The organism is Amycolatopsis sp. NBRC 101858 (assembly GCF_030269325.1).
Classification (GTDB): domain Bacteria; phylum Actinomycetota; class Actinomycetes; order Mycobacteriales; family Pseudonocardiaceae; genus Amycolatopsis; species Amycolatopsis ponsaeliensis.
In genome coordinates this window covers 709,790-726,843 of sequence record NZ_BSTD01000005.1, presented here as the reverse complement: position 1 = coordinate 726,843, position 17,054 = coordinate 709,790, and the positions used below count along the sequence as shown (strand labels likewise).

The 17,054-nt window shown below is 70.5% G+C and carries 21 protein-coding genes; 10 read left to right on the top strand and 11 right to left on the bottom strand.

Features of this window, described 5'->3' with window-relative positions:
- Positions 1-11 precede the first annotated feature (11 nt).
- Entirely contained in the window at positions 12-1,010 is a 999-nt protein-coding gene (locus QSK39_RS37645) for a GlxA family transcriptional regulator (RefSeq protein WP_285482578.1), read from the bottom strand.
- 71 nt (positions 1,011-1,081) lie between these two features.
- Here QSK39_RS37645 and QSK39_RS37640 point away from each other — a divergent pair, with 71 nt between their 5' ends.
- Positions 1,082-1,849 carry an NAD(P)H-dependent oxidoreductase gene (locus QSK39_RS37640; protein ID WP_285482577.1) on the top strand — a complete coding sequence of 256 codons (768 nt, stop codon included), beginning with the start codon at positions 1,082-1,084 and terminating at the stop codon, positions 1,847-1,849.
- 132 nt (positions 1,850-1,981) lie between these two features.
- Here QSK39_RS37640 and QSK39_RS37635 read toward each other — a convergent pair whose 3' ends face one another.
- Positions 1,982-2,719, bottom strand: a complete 738-nt coding sequence (locus QSK39_RS37635; protein ID WP_285482576.1) for an SDR family NAD(P)-dependent oxidoreductase — start codon at positions 2,717-2,719, stop codon at positions 1,982-1,984.
- Positions 2,716-3,567, bottom strand: a complete 852-nt coding sequence (locus QSK39_RS37630; protein WP_285482575.1) for an NAD(P)-dependent oxidoreductase — start codon at positions 3,565-3,567, stop codon at positions 2,716-2,718. Before QSK39_RS37630 ends, QSK39_RS37635 begins: the two co-directional genes overlap by 4 nt.
- Before the next feature lie 82 nt (positions 3,568-3,649).
- Here QSK39_RS37630 and QSK39_RS37625 point away from each other — a divergent pair, with 82 nt between their 5' ends.
- The gene (locus tag QSK39_RS37625; protein WP_196425894.1) at positions 3,650-4,009 is read left to right on the top strand and encodes a winged helix-turn-helix transcriptional regulator; all 360 of its coding nucleotides are present in this window, start codon (positions 3,650-3,652) and stop codon (positions 4,007-4,009) included.
- Here QSK39_RS37625 and QSK39_RS37620 read toward each other — a convergent pair.
- Entirely contained in the window at positions 3,981-5,168 is a 1,188-nt protein-coding gene (locus QSK39_RS37620) for an FAD-dependent monooxygenase (RefSeq protein ID WP_285482574.1), read from the bottom strand. The genes QSK39_RS37625 and QSK39_RS37620 overlap by 29 nt on opposite strands.
- Positions 5,169-5,241: 73 nt before the next feature.
- On the opposite strand from QSK39_RS37620, the gene QSK39_RS37615 reads away from it, so the two are divergent.
- The gene (locus QSK39_RS37615) at positions 5,242-5,814 is read left to right on the top strand and encodes a TetR/AcrR family transcriptional regulator (protein WP_285482573.1); all 573 of its coding nucleotides are present in this window, start codon (positions 5,242-5,244) and stop codon (positions 5,812-5,814) included.
- Here the strand turns inward: QSK39_RS37615 and QSK39_RS37610 are convergent.
- Entirely contained in the window at positions 5,811-6,371 is a 561-nt protein-coding gene (locus QSK39_RS37610) for a flavodoxin family protein (RefSeq protein WP_284748510.1), read from the bottom strand. The two genes, QSK39_RS37615 and QSK39_RS37610, sit on opposite strands and share 4 nt — an antisense overlap.
- Before the next feature lie 81 nt (positions 6,372-6,452).
- On the opposite strand from QSK39_RS37610, the gene QSK39_RS37605 reads away from it, so the two are divergent.
- The 4 genes from QSK39_RS37605 to QSK39_RS37590 are packed head-to-tail and all read left to right on the top strand — an operon-like array spanning position 6,453 to position 9,477.
- The gene (locus tag QSK39_RS37605; protein WP_285482572.1) at positions 6,453-6,869 is read left to right on the top strand and encodes a MarR family winged helix-turn-helix transcriptional regulator; all 417 of its coding nucleotides are present in this window, start codon (positions 6,453-6,455) and stop codon (positions 6,867-6,869) included.
- A gap of 31 nt (positions 6,870-6,900) precedes the next feature.
- The gene (locus QSK39_RS37600; protein ID WP_285482571.1) at positions 6,901-7,692 is read left to right on the top strand and encodes an SRPBCC family protein; all 792 of its coding nucleotides are present in this window, start codon (positions 6,901-6,903) and stop codon (positions 7,690-7,692) included.
- Between the two features lie 34 nt (positions 7,693-7,726).
- Positions 7,727-8,830 (top strand): sensor histidine kinase, encoded by a 1,104-nt coding sequence (locus tag QSK39_RS37595; protein WP_285482570.1) that lies wholly within the window; start codon positions 7,727-7,729, stop codon positions 8,828-8,830.
- Entirely contained in the window at positions 8,827-9,477 is a 651-nt protein-coding gene (locus QSK39_RS37590; RefSeq protein WP_285482569.1) for a response regulator, read from the top strand. The genes QSK39_RS37595 and QSK39_RS37590 overlap by 4 nt, the downstream gene beginning before the upstream one ends.
- Here the strand turns inward: QSK39_RS37590 and QSK39_RS37585 are convergent.
- Together QSK39_RS37585 and QSK39_RS37580 are read right to left on the bottom strand one after the other, a co-directional pair.
- Positions 9,461-9,790, bottom strand: a complete 330-nt coding sequence (locus tag QSK39_RS37585; RefSeq protein WP_285482568.1) for a GNAT family N-acetyltransferase — start codon at positions 9,788-9,790, stop codon at positions 9,461-9,463. The genes QSK39_RS37590 and QSK39_RS37585 overlap by 17 nt on opposite strands.
- Positions 9,703-10,245 carry a GNAT family N-acetyltransferase gene (locus tag QSK39_RS37580; RefSeq protein WP_285482567.1) on the bottom strand — a complete coding sequence of 181 codons (543 nt, stop codon included), beginning with the start codon at positions 10,243-10,245 and terminating at the stop codon, positions 9,703-9,705. The genes QSK39_RS37585 and QSK39_RS37580 overlap by 88 nt, the downstream gene beginning before the upstream one ends.
- 54 nt (positions 10,246-10,299) lie before the next feature.
- On the opposite strand from QSK39_RS37580, the gene QSK39_RS37575 reads away from it, so the two are divergent.
- Both QSK39_RS37575 and QSK39_RS37570 read left to right on the top strand, forming a co-directional pair.
- Entirely contained in the window at positions 10,300-11,937 is a 1,638-nt protein-coding gene (locus QSK39_RS37575) for an acyl-CoA carboxylase subunit beta (protein ID WP_285482566.1), read from the top strand.
- A complete protein-coding gene (locus tag QSK39_RS37570) occupies positions 11,934-12,155 on the top strand; it encodes an acyl-CoA carboxylase subunit epsilon (RefSeq protein WP_285482565.1) in 222 nt (73 codons plus the stop codon). Before QSK39_RS37575 ends, QSK39_RS37570 begins: the two co-directional genes overlap by 4 nt.
- A 431-nt stretch (positions 12,156-12,586) precedes the next feature.
- On the opposite strand, the gene QSK39_RS37565 is transcribed toward QSK39_RS37570, so the two are convergent.
- The 4 genes from QSK39_RS37565 to QSK39_RS37550 form a co-directional block, all read right to left on the bottom strand.
- Positions 12,587-13,045 carry a MarR family winged helix-turn-helix transcriptional regulator gene (locus tag QSK39_RS37565; protein ID WP_285482564.1) on the bottom strand — a complete coding sequence of 153 codons (459 nt, stop codon included), beginning with the start codon at positions 13,043-13,045 and terminating at the stop codon, positions 12,587-12,589.
- A gap of 9 nt (positions 13,046-13,054) precedes the next feature.
- A complete protein-coding gene (locus tag QSK39_RS37560) occupies positions 13,055-13,948 on the bottom strand; it encodes an LLM class flavin-dependent oxidoreductase (RefSeq protein WP_285482563.1) in 894 nt (297 codons plus the stop codon).
- A gap of 71 nt (positions 13,949-14,019) precedes the next feature.
- Positions 14,020-14,421, bottom strand: a complete 402-nt coding sequence (locus QSK39_RS37555) for a hypothetical protein (RefSeq protein ID WP_285482562.1) — start codon at positions 14,419-14,421, stop codon at positions 14,020-14,022.
- 1 nt (position 14,422) lies between these two features.
- Positions 14,423-15,046, bottom strand: a complete 624-nt coding sequence (locus QSK39_RS37550; RefSeq protein ID WP_285482561.1) for a nucleotidyltransferase domain-containing protein — start codon at positions 15,044-15,046, stop codon at positions 14,423-14,425.
- A 408-nt stretch (positions 15,047-15,454) separates the two neighbouring features.
- Here QSK39_RS37550 and QSK39_RS37545 point away from each other — a divergent pair, with 408 nt between their 5' ends.
- Positions 15,455-17,029, top strand: a complete 1,575-nt coding sequence (locus QSK39_RS37545; protein ID WP_285482560.1) for a TROVE domain-containing protein — start codon at positions 15,455-15,457, stop codon at positions 17,027-17,029.
- The last annotated feature ends 25 nt before the right edge of the window (positions 17,030-17,054 follow it).

Genomic DNA, 17,054 nt, shown 5'->3' with positions numbered 1-17,054 from the left:
ACTACGAAAATTCAGCCCGCCTGCGCGGTCAGTTCGCCGCGGAACGTCGTGCGGTACGCGCTCGGTGACACTCCGAGTGCGGCCTGGAAGTGCTGGCGCAGCGAGGCCGCCGTGCCGAAGCCGGCCTCCGTCGCGACGCGGTCGACCGGCAGGTCCGACTCCTCCAGCAGCTGGCGGGCGCGCTCGATCCGTTGCTGCGTCAGCCATTGCAGGGCCGAGATGCCGACTTCGTCGCGGAAGCGGCGGGTGAACGTCCGGGTGCTCATCGCCTCGCGGGCGGCGAGTTCGCGCAGCGTCAGCGGGCGGTGCAGGTTCTCCAGCGCCCACGCGCGCGCCGCCTTCGTCGACGACGTGCGCGGCTCGGGCACCGGCCGCCGGACGAACTGCGCCTGGCCGCCTTCACGGTGCGGGGAGACCACCGTGCCGCGGGCGACTTCGTTGGCGACGGCCGCGCCGTGGTCGCGGCGGATCATGTGCAGCACCAGGTCGATCCCGGACGCGACGCCCGCGGACGTCAGGACGTTGCCGTCGTCGGTGTAGAGCACGCACGGGTCGACCTCGACCTCGGGGAACCGGTGCTGCAGCTCGTCGGCGGAGCGCCAGTGGGTCGTCGCGCGGCGGCCGTCGAGCAGGCCCGCCGCGGCGAGCACGAACGCGCCCGTGCAGATCGACGCGATGCGCGCGTCCCCCGGGATCCGATCCAGCGCCGCCGCGAGGGGCGGGGTCAGCACGCGCGCCAGGGGCTCGTACTCGGCCAGCGACGCCGGGACGATCACGGTGTCGGCCTCCGCCAGCACCTCGGGACCGCGGTCGATCGGGATGGTGAAGTCGGCGTCGGTGCGGACCGGGCCGGGTTCGAGGGTGCAGGTCACGACCTCGTACAGCGGCTCGCCCGACGCCGAGCGCGCCTGCCCGAAGAGCCGGTGGACGATGCCCAGCTCCATCACGAGCAGGCCGTGCCTGACCAGCACGGCGACGTGATGACGGTCCGGGTGCACGAATTCGGCCATGGCTCGATTCTTGCACATGTTGGCTATCAGGCCACTCGATCGCGGCGCCGGCCCGCGTGACCATCGAGGTCATGAACGTTTTGTGGGTTTTCGCGCATCCCGAGCCGCGCTCGCTGAGCGGGGCCCTCCGTGACGACGGGCTCCGGACGCTGCGCGAGCTCGGTCACGACGTCCGGGAGTCGGACCTGTACGCGATGAAGTGGAACCCGGTGGTCGACGCGGCCGACTTCGGCGCGGAGGCCGGCGACGAGCGCCTGGTCGTCGGGGCGACGTCGGCCCGGGCGCACACCCGGGGCGAGCTGAGCCCGGACATCGTGGCCGAGCAGGAGAAGCTCGACTGGGCGGACGCGCTCGTCGTGCAGTTCCCGTTGTGGTGGTACGGAATGCCGGCGATCCTCAAGGGCTGGTTCGACCGCGTGTTCGTGAAGGGCTTCGGCTACGGCATCCGAGCGGAGGACGGCCGCACGCTGCGCTACGGCGAGGGCAGGCTCACGGGCAAGCGCGCGATGCTGGTGCTCACCGCGGGCGCCCGCGAGCCGGCGATGGGCCCGCGCGGGGTGAACGGCGAGCTGAACGAGGTCCTGTGGCCGGTACACCACGGAACGCTGTTCTACGCGGGAATGTCAGTCCTGCAGCCACTCCCGGTCTACGGCGCCGACCGCCTCCCGGACGAGCAGTTCACCGAGGCCCGCAACCGCCTCCGAGAGCGCCTGCGGACACTGGGGACAGCGGAGCCGATCCCGTTCCGCACGCAGAACGGCGGCGACTACGACGAAGACCTGGTCCTCCGCCCCGACCGCGCCCCCAACGCGACAGGCCTGGCCATCCACCTCACCTGAAGGTCCGGGAGGGGGCGGCGCGGGCGGGCAAGCACCGGCCAAGCCCGCCCGCGCCGCCGAGGCACCGCCGGCGCGAGCAGGCGGGTCACCCACTCGCACCGCCAAGCCAAGGCGCAAGCCGCGCCCCTCACCTCACGCCGGCAACGTGAGCCGCTGGCCCAAGCCGCCATCCACCGGCAAGTCCGCACCCGTTGTGAACGTTGCCTCGAATGCCAAGAACAGCACCGCCGCCGCGACCTCTTCGACCCTTGCGTGCCTCTTCAGCGGTGTCACCTCGTCGCCCGTTGCCTTGAAGGCCGCCATTACCGCGGCCGGTACCCCCGTCACCCCCATCGTCGGGGTGTCCGTGTAGCCCGGGCTGACCACGTTCACCCGGATTCCGCGCGGGGCCAGCTCGGCCGCGTACGTCAGCGCGAACGACCGGACCGCCGCCTTCGCCGCCGAATACGGGCCCATCCCCGCTATCCCCGCCCCGGCCGCCACCGAGGTCGTGAACACGAACGACCCGCCCGGCCGCACCAGCCCGGCCAAGCGCTGGGCCGTGAAATACGCGCCCTTCGCGTTGACGTCGAACGTCCGGTCGTAGATCTCCGGGGTCGCCTCCGGATACGGCGTCAAAGTCGCGAAACCGACGTTGATGAACACCAGGTCCACCGAACCCAGCTTCTCGGCGGCGAACGCCCCCAAAGCCTCGATGTCGGCCAGCGACGAAGCGTCCGACGACAGCCAGTGCGCCGGCCCGTCCAGCCCCGACACGTCACGGCCGGTCGCCAGCACCTCCGCGCCGCCGTCCAGGAGCGCGCGCACCACCGCCAGTCCCATGCCGTGCGTGCCGCCCGTGACGATGGCCTTCTTCCCCGAATACTTCACCGGATCTCCTCGATGACACTCGCGATCGCGTGCGCGCCGTGGCCCGCCGCCACCGCGCGGTCGAACAGCTCCCGGACCGCCGCCGGCACCGAAAACCCGATCCCCTGCGCGCGGCTCGTCTCCACCAGCAGGCCGAGCCCGGCCGCGTTGATGTCCAAAGCGGACACGTCCGTCGCATAGTCGCCGCTCGCGACCTGCGCGCCGATCCCCGGCAGGAACCCGCCGACCGCCGAGAGCCACGACAACGCCATCGGCGTGAACGTCGACGGCTCGACGCCCTCAGTCCCGACCAGCGCCAGCGCGTGCAGGTACCCCGCCATCGTCGACCACATGATGCCGAGCAGCGCCAGGTCGTACAGCGCCGCCAGACCGGCGTCCTCGCCGAGGAACACCGGCTCCCCCAGCACCGACAGCACCTCGCGCTGCGCCGAAAACACCGACGCCGAACCGCTGTACAGGATCCGCGACTGCGCGGTCCCGATGCCCTGCGGCACCGCCATGATCACGCCGTCCACGTAGTCGACACCCGCGGACGACGCCCACGCGGCCGCGTCACGAGCCTGCGCGGGCGTCCCCGAAGTGAGGTTGACCAGCACCTTCGGCGAAGCGGCTTCCAGCACCGCCTGCTGACTGTCGTAAGTGGACAGACAACTGATCACGACGTCCGCCGAGGCCGCTTCCGCCGGCGTGGCCGCGAGGCGCGCGCCGCGGTCGAGCAGCGGGCCCGCCTTGAGCGGCGACCGGTTCCACACCACGACGTCGTGGCCCGCCCCGAGAAGCGCGCCGGCGAGGGCCGCACCCATCCGCCCCAGGCCGAGCACGCCCACCTGTTTCTTGCTTTCTCCCATGCCGATCATGCTGCGGGCGCGCTTTACTATGGACAAGTACCGACTAATAAGTCAGGTACCCACCAAAAGGTAAGGATCCTGCATGCTGGCGAGAACCTACCGCTGCGGGCTCGACGCCGCGATCGACGTCGTCGGCGGCCGCTGGAAGGCCCTGATCCTCTGGGCGCTGCACGCCGAACCGCTGCGGTTCGGGGAGCTGAAGCGGAAAGTGAACGGGATCAGCGAAAAGATGCTGATCCAGGCGCTGCGGGAACTGGAGGCGGACGAGGTCGTGCACCGCGAGGTGTTCCACGAGATCCCGCCGAAGGTCGAGTACTCGCTGACCGACCTGGGTCAGCGGCTGAACACCGCGTTGCTGCCGCTGGGAGACTGGGGCGAGGAGAACATGGCCGGCATCGCGAAGCGCCGCGGCGTCACGCCCGCGCCGCCGCATACTCCTTGAGCGTGATCGCGTTGCCCGCTTTGAGCGGCATCTCCTCGATCACTTTGCGCCACGGCAGGTACGGCAGCAGCTTGTAGTTCAGGTTGCGCAGCCGGATCCACCCGCGGGTCGGTGGTACGAACCACTTCCCGTTGCCCTGGGCCAGTTTCTGACACGCATCGACGAAGCCACGCATCTCGGCCTCGTACGCCCCGAACGCCTTGACGTGGCCGTCGGCCGCCGCGAGTTCGCCCGCCAGCACGTACGCGCCGACGATCGCGAGGCTCGTCCCCATGCCCGAGAGCGGCGCGGCGCAGTACGCGGCGTCGCCGACCAGCGCGACGCGGCCGCGTGAATACGAGTCGAGCACGATCTGGCTCGCCGAGTCGAAGTAGAAGTCCGGCGCTTCGCGCATCGCCTCGAGCAGCGTCGGCGTCTCCCAGCCGGCACCGCTGAACGTTTCCTCGACGATCCGCCGCTGCTGCTCGACGTCGCGGTGGTCGTAGTCGATCGGCGGAGAGCCGAACCAGAACAGCGCCTTCGCCTCCGCGTTGTCCCGCGCGCTGTAGACGCCGATGGTGCGGTTCGGCTCGTTGTAGAACCGGCCGACGTGGTCGAGGCCGAGGTGGTTCGGCACGGTGCAGATCGAGACGTAGTAGCCGAGGTCGCGGCGGTACCAGGACTCGTCGCCGAAGACCAGCGAGCGCACGTTCGAGTGCAGCCCGTCGGCGCCGACGACCAGGTCGAACTCGCGTGGCTCGCCGTGTTCGAAGGTGACCGTGACGCCGTCGCCGCGTTCGAGGACACCGGTGATCGAGTCGCCGAAGACGTACTCGACGTCGTCTTTCGTGGCGTCGTAGAGGATCCGCGACAGGTCACCGCGAAGGATTTCCAGTTCACCGCTCTGGACGGACGCGGGCGTGCCGACCAGCGGCCGGTCGTCACCGTCCACATAGGTCACTTCGCCCATCCGGGTCGCGGCTGCTTCGACCTGCGGCAGCAGGCCCATCCGGTCGAGGACGCGCAGGGACGCGCCGCGGAAGTCGACCGCGTAGCCGCCGTCGCGCAGCTCGGGAGCGCGCTCGACGACCGTCGGCGTGAAGCCGTGGCGGTGGAGCCAGAAGGCGAGGGCGGGGCCGGCGACGCCGGCGCCGGAGATGAGGACTCGTCGGTTCGTCATGCCGAGAACCATAACCGCGATTTGGGCGATCGCGCAAGGCGTTCGCCTAAGGCGTCCGTGCTAGGCTGCGGGCATGGGCAACAAGGACGCACTGCTGGCCGGCGCGAAGCGCTGCTTGAACGAGAAGGGCTACGCCCGCACGACCGTGCGTGACCTGGCCTCGGCGGCGAACGTGAGCATGGCCGCCATCGGCTACCACTTCGGCTCGCGGGAAGCCCTGCTCAACACCGCACTGATCGAGGCGAACGAGGAGTGGGGCGAGACGCTGGCCGAGGTGCTGCAGGTCGAGACGCCGGCGGGCGCGGCACCGGCCGAGCGGTTCGAGCTGATCTGGCACCGGGTCATCGAGTCGTTCGAAGAGCACCGCCGGATGTGGGCGGTGAGCATGGAGGCCTACTCGCAGCCGGACCTCGACCCCGAAGTGCGCGCACAGCTGGCGAACGCCCTGGAACTGGCCCGGTTCGGGCTGGCGAACCTCTTCCAGGGCCTCGATGACAGCAGCGACGAGGCCCGGGCCGTCGGCACCGTGCACCAGGCCCTGCTCTCGGGCGTGATGCTGCAGTGGCTGATCGACCCGGACCGCGCGCCGTCGGGCGCCGACCTCGTGCGCGGCCTGCACCTGATCGCGACCGACGTCCTCGCCTAGGCGGTCACCAGGTCCGCGCCGGTGAAGAACGTCGAGGCCGCGGACATCGCGTCGGCGTCCAGGAGCACGTCGCCGGGGCGGCTGCCGTTCCCCAGGAGCACGCCGCCCCAGTTCATGCTCAGGTACTCCGCGCACAGCTCGAGCGTGCCGATCAGCGGCTGGGCCTCGCGCGCCGTCTCGCTCAGGACGCTCACGCCCCACAGCGACTTGCCGCGCATCTTCGGCTTGAACTCGACCGGCAGCCGCATCCAGCCCGACCAGTAGTCCAAGTAGAGCTTCACGCTCGCCGCGACCGAGTACCAATACACCGGTGACACCACGACGATGTCGGTCGCTTCGAACGTCGCGTCCATCAGCAGCTGCTCGTTCTCACCCGGTGCCGGGTGCTCGCCGGCCCCGTGGCGGCGGTCTTCGAACGGCGGCAGCGGCAGCTCGGGCAACCGGAGCCACCGCTGTTCGGCGTCGCGAGGCAGCTCCCTCGCCGCCCGCCGGGCCAGCATTTCCGTGTTCCCGCCGGCCCGCGCCGCGCCGACCAGGAAGAGGAAGTTCCGCGTCATCTCAGGTCCCCTCAGTTACTTGCATGTACATATAAAGACTGCCCATGGACTATGCTGGCTGTCAAGAGGAGGGCGGGAGAGATGACCGTCGACGAACAGTCCTGGGGCCGCATGCTCGTGCTGCACGCCCGCATCGAGCAGGACCTCGGCAAGGCACTGCAACGGAGGCACGGGCTGGGCCTGTCCGAGTACCGCGCGCTCGGCAAGCTGGTCGCGGGCCCGCGTGGCGGCCTGCGGATGCAGGAGCTCGCCGAGGCGATCGGGCTCAACCAGAGCTCGGTCAGCCGGATGTGCGCGCGCCTCGAAGACGCCGGCCTCACGATCCGCGACCTGTGCGAGGACGACCGCCGCGGCGTCTACTCGGTGATCACCGACGCCGGCCGCAAGCGCTACGCCGAGACCGAGCCGACGTACTGCTCGGTGCTGCGGACCTCTCTCGACAAGGCCGCGGGCGACCCGGAACTGGCGGCCGCGGTCGTCGCCGTCCGCGGCGCTTGACCCGTATATGCCTCGGTGGTTATATGCAAGCATGCCCGCGAAGCTGCTGACCGCCGATGACCGTCCCGCCCTGCGGTTCGAACGCCGCCTGAAGCACGCGCCCGAGCAGGTCTGGCACGCCATCACGGACCCGGGCGAGCTGGCGCACTGGTTCCCGGCGAAGGTGGACGTCGAGCTGCGTGCCGGCGGCGCGATCCGGTTCACCTTCCCCGGCGACGACAAGACGACGACCGGGAAGGTCGTCACCGTCGACCCGCCGCGCGAGTTCACCTTCGTCTGGAACGACGACACCCTGCGCTGGCTGATCACCCCGGACGGCGACGGCAGCCTCCTCGAGTTCACGCACACGTTCGGCCGCGGCGACCCGGCGATCGCGAAGCTCGCCGCGGGCCGCACCGCGAGCGGCTGGGACGTCTGCCTCGACGCCCTCGGCGCGCGCCTGTCCGGCCGGGACGTCGAGCAGCCGGAGGACTGGCACGCCCGCATGGCGTCCTATGTGGAGGAGTTCGGCCTCGGCTTCGGCGAGGTCCTCTCCGACGGCACGATCCGCTTCCGCCGCGACCTCGTCTGGAAGCCGGTGGACGAGGTCCGCGCGCTGCTCCCGGACGAGCCGGGCTGGCACGTGCTCCAGGATCCCCTCGAAGGCACCCGCGTCGAGTTCACCGAGGCCGCGCCCGGCGACGTCGTCGCGGAGCTGGCCCGGCGCCACGAGCAGCTCGACAAGCTGTTCGCCGCCACGCACGGCGTCGACCTGCCGGACTGGACGCACGAGCGCGTCGAGGCCGTGAAGAAGCATTACACGGAGCGTCCGACTCAGGGTTGACGCGCGGCGCGGGCGTCCGCATTACGTTCGGTGCATGCGAATTCGCGTGGTACTGGACGTGCTCGCGGTCCTGGTGCTGGCGATCGGGGCCGGCGGTAACCTCGCCGCCGGCGCGTGGGCGCTGCCGCTGTGGCTCCCCCCGTGGCTCGGTTGGACGATCATGCTGACGAGCGTCACCCCGATCGTGCTGCGGCGGTGGTGGCCGCGGCCCGCCTACGTCCTGGCGCTCGTGCTGACGGCGGCGGCCGTGCCGATCGGCGGCCCGGTGCTGGCGGTCGCCGTCGTGGCGGCCGGGTGCGCGCTCTACACGTTCGTCGTGCACCGGGGCAGCCGGGCGTCGCGGGTCGGGTTCGTCGCCGGGCTGCTCGGGATCGGCCTCCTCGGGGTGGTGCTGCCGAACCCGAGTACCGCCACCACCGTGAACTTCGGGGCGTCGGCGCTGATCGTCGGGTTCGCGCTCGGCATCGCCGTCCACGGGCGCCGCGAGTACGCCGTGGCCGAGCGGGAAAACCACGCACGGGAAGCGGTTTCGGCGGAACGGCTGCGGATCGCGCGCGAGATGCACGACGTCGTCGCGCACAGCATGAGCCTGATCGCGGTGAAGGCGGCGGTCGGCAACCACGTGGCGTTGGAGCAGCCCGCGGAGGCGAGGGAAGCGTTGCGCGTCATCGAAGACACCAGCCGCGAGACGCTGGCCGAGCTGCGGCGAATGCTGGGCGTGCTGCGCGACGGCACGGGTGTCCCGGCGCTGGCCCCCGCCCCGACGCTCGCCGACCTGCGCGCGCTCGCCGAACGTGCGGAGCAGGCGGGCCCGTCCGTGGATCTGGCCGTCGAGGGTCTCGACGAGCTGCCCGGCGGCGTCGGCCAGTCGGTGTACCGGATCGTGCAGGAGGCGCTGACCAACGTGGTCAAGCACGCGAGCGCGACGACGTGCCGCATCCGCGTCACGGGCGGCGAAGGGGAAGTGAGCATCGAGGTCCGCGACGACGGCCGCGGCGGCTCGGCAACCCCGGGCCACGGCCTGATCGGCATGCGCGAGCGGGTGGCGGTCTACGGCGGCGACTTCTCGGCAGGCTCCTGCGATCCCGGCTTCCGCGTGTTCGCGCGCCTGCCTTACGAGACGGCGGCGGCCCGGTGACCCGCGTCCTGATCGCCGACGACCAGGCGTTGCTGCGCGGCAGTTTCCGGGTGCTGGTCGACAGCGCCCCGGGCCTGGAGGTGGTCGGCGAGGCCTCGGACGGCGTCGAAGCGGTGGCGGTGGCGCGGCGCGAGAAGCCGGACGTCGTGCTGATGGACGTCCGGATGCCCTCGATGGACGGCATCGAGGCAACGCGCCTGATCTGCGCGTCGTCGGAGGTCCGGGTGCTGATGCTGACGACGTTCGACCTGGACGAGTACGTGTACGCGGCTTTGCGCGCGGGCGCGAGCGGGTTCCTGCTGAAGGACACGCGACCGGCGGACCTGCTGGCGGCGATCGAGATCGTGGCTTCGGGCGACGCACTGCTGGCGCCTTCGGTGACGCGTCGGCTGGTGTCGGAGTTCGCGCGGCTGCCGACGGGCCCGGTGACGCAGCTGGAGGGCGTGACGGCGCGCGAGCAGGAGGTGCTGGCACTGATCGCGCGGGGGTTGTCGAACGACGAGATCGCCGCGCGGCTGCACTTGGGGATCGCGACGGTGAAGACGCACATCGGAAGGCTGCTGCACAAGCTGGCGGCCCGCGACCGGGCACAACTGGTGATCGCGGCTTACGAGTCCGGCCTGGTGCGGCCTACAGCGCCCGGGTGAACGGCGCGAACCGCATCGAAGGATCGCCTGGCAACGCCCGGCCGTCCAGGACCAATCGCGGCGCGAGGGCACCCGGTGCCAGCCCGCGTTCGCGAACCCACGCCGTCAACGACGGGAACCGCAGGTCCGGATCCACCCGGACCTCGCCGGACACCGACCGCGCCACTCCGCGGATCACCGCCTTCGCCGCTTCCTCGGAAACAGCGACCACCGGCCCGATCACCGTCACGTGCCCGATGTCCACCCCGAACGCGAAGCCGCCGTCGACCACGAACGGCGTCCCCAGCTGGGCGAGCAGCGGGCGCCGGTCCACGCCCTGAGCGAGCCGGTCCAGCGCGTGGACGTCGGACACAGAGACCCCGGCGAAGCACCCGGGCCGCCGTCGTCGATGAAGGTCCCGACATGCCCCTGGCAGCCGCCGTCGGGCACGAACCCCATCGACTCGTACAGCGGCCGGCCGTACGTCGACGCGTGGAGCCAGGTCACCCGGTCGCCCGCCGCCGCAAGCGCTTGCGCCGTGATCGCACGGCCCAGTCCGCGTCGCTCGAACCGGGACGCGACCAGCACCATCGAGATCGACGCCACCGCCTCGAACGACACCAGCGCCGCGCAGGCCGCCAAGCCGGGCCCGTCCGGCGCGTCCACCCCGAAAACCTGCCCGACGTCGTGCAGCAACGCCCACTTCGGCGGCTCGCGCGGCCACGACCGGGATTCCGCCAGGTCGGCGCACGCGGGCAGGTCAGCACTACCGAGCGTCCGGATCTCCACGGACGTTGCCTACGCCACACGCGAAGTGACTTGCAAGTAGCTAAGCTCCCGGGAATGAGCAGTGCGACGGAGCCGCTCGGGACGCCGCCCGAGGACGAACCGGACATCCACACCACGGCCGGCAAGCTCGCCGACCTCTATCGCCGTTATGACGAGGCGGTGCACGCGGGCTCGGCCCGCGCCGTGGAGAAGCAGCACGCCAAGGACAAGAAAACCGCGCGGGAGCGCATCGAGCTGCTGCTCGACGAGAACTCGTTCGTCGAGCTCGACGAGCTCGCCCGGCACCGCTCGACCAACTTCGGCCAGGAGAAGAACCGGCCCTACGGCGACGGCGTCGTCACCGGCTACGGCACCGTCGACGGCCGCCCGATCTGCGTCTTCAGCCAGGACGTCACCATCTTCGGCGGCAGCCTCGGCGAGGTCTACGGCGAGAAGATCGTCAAGGTCATGGACCTGGCGATCAAGACCGGCCGCCCGATCGTCGGCATCAACGAAGGCGGCGGCGCGCGCATCCAGGAAGGCGTCGTCTCGCTCGGCCTCTACGGCGAGATCTTCCGCCGCAACGTGCAGGCGTCCGGGGTCATCCCGCAGATCTCGCTGATCATGGGCGCGAACGCGGGCGGCCACGTCTACTCCCCCGCGCTCACCGACTTCGTCGTGATGGTCGACGAGACCTCGCAGATGTTCATCACCGGCCCGGACGTCGTCAAGACGGTCACCGGCGAGGACGTCACCTTCGAGGAGCTCGGCGGCGGCCGCACTCACAACACGAAGTCCGGCGTCGCGCACTACCTCGGCAACGACGACGAAGACGCCATCGCCTACGTCAAGGAACTGCTGTCCTACCTGCCGCAGAACAACCTCTCCGACGCGCCGGTGTTCGAGCCGTCCGACGCGCCGGCCGGGTTCTTCGACGACGTCACCGATTCCGACCGTGAGCTCGACACGCTCATCCCGGACTCCCCGAACACGCCGTACGACATGCACGAGGTCATCAACCGCGTGGTCGACGACGGCGAGTTCCTCGAGGTCCACGAGCTGTTCGCGCCGAACATCATCGTCGGCTTCGGCCGCGTCGACGGGCAGAGCGTCGGCGTCGTCGCCAACCAGCCGACGCAGTTCGCCGGCTGCCTCGACATCGACGCGTCCGAGAAGGCCGCGCGGTTCGTCCGCACCTGCGACGCGTTCAACATCCCGGTGCTCACCTTCGTCGACGTCCCGGGCTTCCTCCCGGGCACCGACCAGGAGTGGAACGGCATCATCCGCCGCGGCGCGAAGCTGATCTTCGCCTACGCGGAGGCGACGGTCCCGCTGGTCACGATCATCACGCGCAAGGCGTTCGGCGGCGCGTACGACGTCATGGGCTCCAAGCACCTCGGCGCCGACATCAACCTCGCCTGGCCGACCGCGCAGGTCGCGGTGATGGGCGCCCAGGGCGCGGCGAACATCGTGCACCGCAAGACGCTCGCGAACGCGGCGAACGAGGGGCGCGACGTGGACGCGTTGCGCGCCGAGCTGATCGAGCAGTACGAGGACACGCTGCTCAACCCGTACGCGGCGGCCGAGCGTGGTTACGTCGACTCGGTGATCGTGCCGGCCCACACCCGCGGGCACGTCGCGCGGGCGTTGTCGCTGCTGCGCAACAAACGCGAGTCGCTGCCGCCCAAGAAGCACGGGAACATCCCGCTGTGAGCGAGGACGAGAAGCGGCCCCTGCTGCGGGTGGTGCGAGGAAACCCGAGCGACGCCGAACTGGCGGCGCTGACGGCGATCGTCGCCGCGGCGTCGGCGGCTCCGGCCGCGAAGAAGCCGAAGCCGCGTACGTCGTGGTGGGGCGATCACGCCGCTTCGCTGCGTAAGCCGCTTCACCCCGGCGAAGGCGCTTGGCGCGCTTCGGGTTTCCCCAGCTGAGTCCTTCTGCACAGTCCCGCTTGCCCGCAGCACAGCGCTGCCGGGCAGGCGGGTCGGTGCGCTCGCGCGCATCCGGCTACTTCAAAAGTCTGGCAAGCAACCGAAACGAAGTAGAGGTCCACGCGACCTACGAAGGTCAGTTCATCAAGGGCACCTTCGATCTACGGACACCGGCTACCCGCTGCAGTCGGTGAGGGCGGACGTGCCGCGGAGAGCGACCTGACCGATGTCGCGGTGACGATGATGATCGTCGGCGGCGCGACCGCGACTCTCAAACTCGCGAGTTTCGTCTACCTCGTTCGGCAGGGCCAACGGGAAGCTCCGCCGGAAAGCCAGGTCGAAATCATCAAGGCCGGGTGCCGAACTCGGCCCCCGGCTTCCTGGCTCCGGCGTGCTCAAGCTGCTGCACCACTTGCGTCCCCGCTGACACCTCAGCGCTGTACGGCGTCGAGGAACACGGTCGGGACTTCGTTCTCGCGCACGACCTGGCCCAGCAACGCGGCCAGCTTCTCCCGGTCCGCCGCCGGCAGGCCGGCGGCCAGGTCGTCGACGCGCCGGCAGGTCGCCGCGTAGAAGTCCTCCGCGAGGTTGCGGCCTTCCGCCGTCAGCACGACCTGCACCGCGCGGCGGTCGTCCGGGTCCGGCTCGCGGCGCACGAGGCCGCGCCGGACCGCGCGGTCGACCAGGCCGGTCAGGCTGGACTTCTCGAGGCCGAGCGTCGCGCCGAGGTCGCCCATTCCATACGGCCGGCCCATCAGCACGCACAGCAGCTGTCCTTGCTGCACGGTCAGCCCGTACGCGCGGGCCGACTCGGCGTAGACGGCGTTCACCAGGAACGACGCCCGCACGAGCCCGGCGACGACGCCGAGGTCCTCCCCGTGTTTCCCCATCGCCCCAGCCTACTTCGCGACGGCTTCCCGCACGGCGGGCACGATCTCCCCGGCCCAGCGCGCGGCGGCCGTCTCGTCGGGCGTGCTGCCACCCGGCCCGAACAGCACGAACCCGGCGGCGTCGTGCTCCAGGACCGCGCCGGTCAGCTCCTCGATCCACTGGTCCGGCGAGCCGCCGATCCAGCGTCCGTCGTCGGTGCGGGTGGCCGGCAGCGGCTTCTCGGTGATGCGGCCGGGGAAGTTGTAGACGGTCGCGATGTCCGAGGGGTCGCGCCCGGCGTCGACCGCGGCTTTGTCGATGATCGGCCGCGAGGTGCGGTAGCGCTCGCTGAGCCAGTCGGCGGCGCGGCCGGGCATCCAGCCATCGGCGACGCGCCCGGTGACGGCGAGCGACTTGGGCCCGACCGAGCCCGTCCACACCGGCGGCATCTTCTCCGCGGCGGGGTCGAGGTTCGTGACCTGGTAGAACTCGCCGTCGAAGCTGACGGGGTCACCGCCTCCGCCGAGCAGTTTGACGAGCCGGATGCCCTCTTCGAACGCGCGGACGGCCTGACCGGGGGTCAGCTTGGTGAACCCGAGCCGCGCGATGTCGTCCCAGAGCCCGCCGACGCCCATCCCGAGCACGATCCGGCCGCCGGTCAGGGCGCTCAACGACGTGACGGTGCGGGCGAGCATCGAGGCCGGACGCGTCGGCAGGTTGGTGACGCTGACCAGGCCGGAAATCCGTTCGGTCCGCCCGAGCAGGACCCCGAGCTCGGCGTAGGCGTCCAGCCGGTCGGCGTGGTACGGGTGATCGGACACGGTGAGCAGATCGAGCCCGGCGCGATCAGCCTGGACGGCGAGTTCCAGAGTGCCGGCTACCGCGGCGACGGCGGTGGACACTCCGATGCCGAAGTGCGTCATGATTCCTCCCAGTTTTAGTTCGTGCTACGAACTGACTATACATAGTTCTTAGCACGAACTACAAAGGAGCGCTAACTCATCACACGCCGGCGGGCTCGCATGATGAGCGCTTCGGCACTTCGGCCCGCGCGCTTGAACTCGTCCGCCGTAGCCGAGGTGTGGCTGTAGCCGGCCTTCGTCTTCAACCCCAGCAAGGCGCGAAGGGCGCGGCTCGCCTCCGCGTCCACCTTCGCCAAGAGCTGCACCGCGTCGTTGTGGTTCTCACCCTGCGCATGCTCGCCGAGACCGGCACAGCACAGCGCGTCGGCGGCGGCGATACCCGCGTGCACACAAAGGGTCACGTACGCGTCCCCGATCTCGCTGGGATCCTGTTCATTGGCGAGGTCACGCACGAGGCCCGCCACCTCCCAGAACTGCTCCGCCTTCGCGAGGCGGCCCCGCAACACCTCGGGGCTACATCTCTTGGTGCGCACTTCAGCTCTTTCTCTTCCGGATCTGCCCGGCCAGCCAGGCGTGACGACCGGCCACGGTCAGGCCATCACGCAGGACGTCGGCCAGCACCGGCTCGTCGCGGCCACGGGCCGCGACCTCGGCCACGGTGAACTCGAGGATCCGGGCGTCATTGCCCGTCCACCGGGAAACATCGGCAGCCAGGCCGTCGACCTGAAGGGCCCAGCGATCTTCGTCCACACCGTCCGGCCGGACCAAGAGAAGGTCGATGTCGCTCTCGGCGACCATGGAGCCGCGAGCGGCCGAACCGAACACGGCGCCGTACTGTGGCCGAACCTGCCAGGCCGTTAGGGCGGATTCGATCCTCCCCAGCAGCTTTCCCCGCAGATCCGACAATCCGACGATGTGCTCCGCGGCGAGATGGTCGCGGTTGAGCCGGTAGGCGAAAGCGTTGCCGACTCGGTCGGCGTGCACTACGCCCTGCCGGACGAGCCGCTGCAAGACCTTCCGAATCCCCTCTTCCGAGCGCTCACCCAGGACCCGGTGCAGCTGACCGGTCGTGAACGTCCCGTCGAAGCCGGCCAGGACACCCAGCACGTCGCCGTCCAAAGTCGGAGTCACTGTGGCCAGCGGCCTGTTCAGCTCCATCGCCCTCACCTGTATTTTAGTACGCTTATACCAACTATAGTACGGGTCGCTCGTCAGGGAAAATCGGTTTCCGCCGGGGCGAGCGGGCGGCTAACGTAGGTCTCGCCCGGTGCGGCGGTGAGGGTTACTTCTCTGGTATCCCTTGGGTTCGACTCCCGAAAGCCTTCACCACTTCGATCTCGGGCACACGAACGCACTCCCGGTGCGGGAAAGATCTCGGGAGCCGCGGCCACACCGATGTCCGGTGCGCAGGCGAGGGTTACTTCCTTGTAATGGGCAGGTCGGGGGTTCGAATCCCTCCCGGGCCACGGTCCGGTAGCTCAGCCTGGCAGAGCAGCAAACGTACCTTCACCGACTTCGATCTCGGGCATCGCCGTGGCCGCGGCTCCCCCATCACGAGGGGGAGAAATGAGCAAGTTCAACACCGCCCGCGCGCCTGCCGCGACTTCGCCGGTGCTCGGTGAGGCCACGCCGTCCGCTGTCACCCACGAAGGTGGCGCCGGCTACGCGCGGGACGCCCGGTCCGAGCTCTTCCTGCTCGCCGTCGCCAACATGGTCGGGGAGCACACCTTCTACGAGTCCGCCGGCGAGCGCGACACCCGCTACACGGCGCTCGTCCACGCCGCGACCCTCGAGGATCCACAGTGGACGGCGCGGTTCCTGCGCTGGCTGCGGACCGAGGCGAACCTGCGCACCGCGTCGCTCGTCGGCGCGGCCGAGTTCGCCAAGGCGCGCCTCGAGGCCGGGCTCGACGGGCTCGGCCGCCAGGTCGTCGCCGACGTCCTGCAGCGGGCCGACGAGCCCGGGGAACTCCTCGCCTACTGGACTTCCGTGCACGGCAAGAACATCCCGAAGCCGGTCAAGCGCGGCGTGGCCGACGCGGCCCGGAAGCTCTACAACGAGCGCTCGTACGTCAAGTGGGACTCGGCCGCGCGGGCGTTCCGCTTCGCCGACGTCCTCGAGCTGACGCACCCGGCAAACGGCGACGCCGCGCTGTACAAGCACATCCTCGACGAGCGCCACGACCGCGGGAACCCGCTGCCGGACGCGCTCGGGGTCTTGCGCGCCCGCGCCGAGCTGACCGCGTGGGACGTTCCGCGCCGTCGCGAGCTGTTCACGCAGCCGGACGCCGCAGACGTCCTCCGCGCGGCCGGCATGACGTGGGAGTCGGTCGCCGGCTGGCTGCAGGGTCCGCTCGACGCGCGCGTCTGGGAAGCGCTGATCCCGTCGATGGGCTACATGGCGCTTCTTCGGAACCTGAGGAACTTCGACGAGGCCGGCGTCTCGGACGAGGTCGCGCAGCGGGTCGCCGCGCGGCTGGCCGATCCCGCTCAGGTCGCGAAGTCGCGGCAGCTGCCGATGCGGTTCCTCTCGGCCTACCGGGCCGCGCCGTCGCTGCGGTGGGGCTGGGCGCTGGAGCAGGCGATCGCGCATTCGCTGGCGAACGTGCCGGAACTGCCGGGGCGGACGCTCGTGCTCGTCGACACCTCGGCGTCGATGAACATGGGCTTCAGCCGCGACGGCACCCTGATGCGCTGGGACGCGGCCGCGGTCTTCGGCCTCGCCCTGGGCCGCCGGTGCGCGGACGCGGACGTCGTGTCGTTCTCGGACCGGCTGCTGGGCGGCCCGCGCACCAAGGTGTTCAAGCTGCGCCGCGGCGGCTCGCTGCTGAGCGACGTCGAGCGCTGGAAGTCCGGCGGGTTCTTCCTCGGCGGCGGCACGAACACGGCCGGCGCGCTGCGGAAGCACTTCGCGAAGCACGACCGCGTCGTCATCCTCACCGACGAGCAGGCCGGCTTCGGGGACGTCGGGCAGTCACTGCCCGCGCACGTGCCGCTGTACACGTGGAACCTGGCCGGCTACCGGTACGGCCACGCGCCGTCCGGCACCGCGCACCGGCACACGTTCGGCGGCCTCACCGACCAGGGGTTCCGGATGATTCCGCTGCTCGAGGCGGGCAAGAACGCCGACTGGCCGTTCTGAGAGAAGCCGCGGAGGCCCCCATGAC

Coding starts and splice junctions, on each gene's coding strand:
- QSK39_RS37645 (WP_285482578.1), bottom strand. CDS start 1,010: ATGGCCGAATTCGTGCACCCGGACCGTCATCACGTCGCCGTGCTGGTC.
- QSK39_RS37640 (WP_285482577.1), top strand. CDS start 1,082: ATGAACGTTTTGTGGGTTTTCGCGCATCCCGAGCCGCGCTCGCTGAGC.
- QSK39_RS37630 (WP_285482575.1), bottom strand. CDS start 3,567: ATGGGAGAAAGCAAGAAACAGGTGGGCGTGCTCGGCCTGGGGCGGATG.
- QSK39_RS37625 (WP_196425894.1), top strand. CDS start 3,650: ATGCTGGCGAGAACCTACCGCTGCGGGCTCGACGCCGCGATCGACGTC.
- QSK39_RS37620 (WP_285482574.1), bottom strand. CDS start 5,168: ATGACGAACCGACGAGTCCTCATCTCCGGCGCCGGCGTCGCCGGCCCC.
- QSK39_RS37615 (WP_285482573.1), top strand. CDS start 5,242: ATGGGCAACAAGGACGCACTGCTGGCCGGCGCGAAGCGCTGCTTGAAC.
- QSK39_RS37610 (WP_284748510.1), bottom strand. CDS start 6,371: ATGACGCGGAACTTCCTCTTCCTGGTCGGCGCGGCGCGGGCCGGCGGG.
- QSK39_RS37605 (WP_285482572.1), top strand. CDS start 6,453: ATGACCGTCGACGAACAGTCCTGGGGCCGCATGCTCGTGCTGCACGCC.
- QSK39_RS37600 (WP_285482571.1), top strand. CDS start 6,901: ATGCCCGCGAAGCTGCTGACCGCCGATGACCGTCCCGCCCTGCGGTTC.
- QSK39_RS37595 (WP_285482570.1), top strand. CDS start 7,727: ATGCGAATTCGCGTGGTACTGGACGTGCTCGCGGTCCTGGTGCTGGCG.
- QSK39_RS37575 (WP_285482566.1), top strand. CDS start 10,300: ATGAGCAGTGCGACGGAGCCGCTCGGGACGCCGCCCGAGGACGAACCG.
- QSK39_RS37565 (WP_285482564.1), bottom strand. CDS start 13,045: ATGGGGAAACACGGGGAGGACCTCGGCGTCGTCGCCGGGCTCGTGCGG.
- QSK39_RS37560 (WP_285482563.1), bottom strand. CDS start 13,948: ATGACGCACTTCGGCATCGGAGTGTCCACCGCCGTCGCCGCGGTAGCC.
- QSK39_RS37550 (WP_285482561.1), bottom strand. CDS start 15,046: ATGGAGCTGAACAGGCCGCTGGCCACAGTGACTCCGACTTTGGACGGC.
- QSK39_RS37545 (WP_285482560.1), top strand. CDS start 15,455: ATGAGCAAGTTCAACACCGCCCGCGCGCCTGCCGCGACTTCGCCGGTG.